At 67.3% G+C, this 2,995-nt stretch carries 1 protein-coding gene and 2 pseudogenes; 1 reads left to right on the top strand and 2 read right to left on the bottom strand.

What is annotated here, in order from left to right:
- Nucleotides 1-476 precede the first annotated feature (476 nt).
- Together AB0M27_RS47175 and AB0M27_RS47180 are read right to left on the bottom strand one after the other, a co-directional pair.
- Entirely contained in the window at nucleotides 477-1,313 is an 837-nt protein-coding gene (locus AB0M27_RS47175) for an aldo/keto reductase (RefSeq protein WP_365732373.1), read from the bottom strand.
- Nucleotides 1,310-1,837, bottom strand: a pseudogene (locus tag AB0M27_RS47180) (aldo/keto reductase); the annotation flags it as partial. The pseudogene AB0M27_RS47180 and the gene AB0M27_RS47175, both read right to left, overlap by 4 nt.
- Before the next feature lie 253 nt (nucleotides 1,838-2,090).
- On the opposite strand from AB0M27_RS47180, the pseudogene AB0M27_RS47185 reads away from it, so the two are divergent.
- Nucleotides 2,091-2,800, top strand: a pseudogene (locus AB0M27_RS47185) (IS5 family transposase); the annotation flags it as partial.
- Nucleotides 2,801-2,995 lie beyond the last annotated feature (195 nt).

The raw sequence follows: 2,995 nt of genomic DNA on the forward strand, positions 1-2,995 counted from the left end.
CCAGAACGAGGCAAGCTCCCTGAGGGCAGCAGCGGGAGGAGGCCTCGCATTCCAAGATTGATCAGCACATGTCGGTGACCTCTGCCACGCCGTCTCGGTCGTCCTACCGTGTCCGTTGCCGTTCGTCCCCCTGGGAGTGGTTGCCCGTGGGCGGCGAGGGCGGTCACTGTGGGGTGAGCGTGATAGTCAGGGTGATCGCGTTGTGGACAGAGAGCTGGTCGGTTCCGCTCTGAAGTGCAAGGGAGAGGGGGGCGGTGCTCAGCTGGGTGTACGTGTGGATGCGGAGTCGAGGGCAAGCGGGCGGGCGATCCATCCGAGGAAGACGCCTTGGTGCTGGACTTGGATGGCGCTCGGGTCGGCCTCGTGGCATGGCGTAGGGGAACCAGGTTCCCCTACGCCATGCCTGGGGGCGGTCGCGGCAGCGCGGTCGTGGCGGAGTGGAGGTAGGTCGGCGGGCCTTGCGGGTCCACCGACGGTCATTTGCGGTCGTCGGGGTGGGGGCCGACTCGCTCACCGGTCTCCAGGCCCGCGATCGCGGTCAGATCCTCGGAATCGAGCTCGAAGTCGAAGACGTCGAAGTTCTCCTCGATGCGGGACGGCGTCACCGACTTCGGGATGACGACGTTGCCGATCTGAAGGTGCCAGCGCAGAACCACTTGGGCGGGGGAGACACCGTGCTTGGCGGCGATCGCGGTGATCACGGCGTTCCCGAGCACTGCGTTGCCCTGACTGCCACGGCCGAGGGGGGACCACGCTTCGGTGGCGATTCCGTGACGGGCGTTGAAGGTGCGAATCTCGTCCTGCTGCAGCCGAGGGTGCAGTTCCACCTGGTTCACAGCGGGGACCAGGCCGCTCTCGTCGAAGAGGCGCTGCAGGTGAACGGGAAGGAAGTTGGAGACGCCGACCGCCCTGGCGCGGCCGTCCGCGTAGATCTTCTCCAATGCACGCCAGGTGTCGACGTACTTGTCCTGTGCCGGGGCCGGCCAGTGGATCAGGTAGAGGTCGACGTAGTCCAGGCCGAGCTTGCCCAGCGAGGTGTCGAAGGCACGCAGGGTCGAGTCGTAGCCCTGGTCGGTGTTCCACACCTTGGTGGTGACGAACACCTCCTCGCGGGGGAGAGCGGAATCGGCGATGGCCCGCCCGGTCCCCTCCTCGTTGCCGTAGAGGGCAGCGGTGTCGATGCTGCGGTAACCCACTTCCAGTGCCCGCGTGACGGCGGTGTGGGCTTCGTCGTCCGGTACCAGGAAGACGCCGAAGCCGAGCTGCGGCATGGTCACGCCGTTGTTGAGGGTGATGGTCGGGATGGTGCTCATGAAGGATCCTTCGTGAAGTTCCTGTATGCGCTGGATTGTTCAGCGCACACGGTGGGGTCAGTGCTCGTCGGCCTGAGCCGGCCGGCGGGCCGCGAGTGGCTGTGATCGGCCGTCGCCGTCCTCATACCGTCTCCGGAGAGGGGCCGGCCACGGGAACGGACGCCGCCGTGATCCTGTCGATCTCGCTCAGGTCCGCGTCGGTGAGCGCGAGGTCCGCGGCCGCGGCGCTCTCGTCCGGCGGTTTCGGAAACAGGAGCCTTCCGATCCGGCCACTGCACCTGGTACAGGTCGATGCGGTCGAGGCCGAGCGTCTCAAGGCTCGCGTTGACGCCCTTGTACAGCCACTCGGGGCTGGCATCCCTCGACGCCGTTGCCAAGGGCCGCAGCGCGCCCTTGGTAGCGATCACCAGATTTTCGCGGTGGCGGTCGAGTTCCGGCCGCAGGGCGTTGCCCGGCAGCCGCTCGCAGGCACCGAAGCCGTTGGCCTGGGCGGTGTCGAAGAAGTTCGCTCCGCGCTCCGGGGCCTGGCGGACAGCTCACCCGGCTTCGTCTTCGCCGAAGGCGCCCCGGTCGCTGCCGAGCAGCCGGGCTCGCGAAAGCGATGCGGGACACCTTCAGGTCGGTGGCCCCGAGGATGACGGTTCGCATCGGCCGATCTCCCTCAAGCAAAACTGAACGTTTAGTTCAGTCTAACGCCGGATGCAGCTGCCGCATTCCCGCCTGCCAAGCCACCCTCTGGATCAGCCCGCTTACTGATCGTTTCAGCATGAGATCGGTGTGTCGGCTGGTGACCTCTGGTGTGGTTCGGGCACGGTCGGCTGCGTTTCTGCCGATCTTGTCCGAGACTCGTGGCAGCGCATAGCTCCGCTTCTGCCGCCCAGGCCACCACGCCGCCGCTGCCCGGGACGGAAGCCGGTCCGGGACCGGGCCGCGCTGACGGGTATCGTCTACGCCTTGCGCAAGGGCGTGAGCTGGCGCGATGCCCTAACCAGGTGGTCTGCTGCTCGGGCGTGACCGCCTGGCGGAGGCTGCGGGACTGAACCGAGGCGGGTGTGTGGCCGCGCCTGCACCAGGTCCTGCTGGCCGAGCTCCGGAAGGGCGGCCAACTGCAGATCGACGACGATCGACGGCTCCCACATCCGAGCGGTCAACGGGGGCCTACGTCGGCCCTTCACCGGTCGACCGGGGCCGTCCCGGGTCCAAGCACCATCCGATATTCGACCGCAACGGCACTCCGCTCGCGGTCTCCCCTCATCTGCGACAACCGGCACGACGTTACCCAGCTCCTGCCGCTGCTGGACGCGATACCCCGCATCCGCGGCCTGCGCGAACGTCCCCGCAGCCGCCTCAAGCGCCTGTTCGCCGACCGCGGCTACGACAAGTACCGCCGCGTGGAGTGGAAAGGCGGCATCAAGCCGGCCATCGCCCGCCGCGGTACACCCCACGGATCAGGACTCGCCCGCACCCGATGGGTCGTGGAGCGGACCTTGTGCGCCACGAGGCGCTCGTGCGCCGTGAGGCGCGGTGAATCGAAGGAGGTGCAAGACCTCCTCGCCAGGTTGTCGCAGCAGCCTGGTGGGAGCTGATTCTCGACGACGGCCGAACCCTGACCCTCTGACGGCGTATCAAATCTGACCCACTTGGTGATCTTCATCTGACCCTGGCCTTGGTGATCAAGGTCA

Origin of the sequence: Streptomyces sp. NPDC052107, assembly GCF_040680215.1 — a bacterium.
Taxonomy (GTDB): Bacteria; Actinomycetota; Actinomycetes; order Streptomycetales; family Streptomycetaceae; genus Streptomyces.

Excerpts from the sequence above, each read along its gene's own strand:
- AB0M27_RS47175 (WP_365732373.1), bottom strand. The coding sequence starts at position 1,313 with ATGAGCACCATCCCGACCATCACCCTCAACAACGGCGTGACCATGCCG.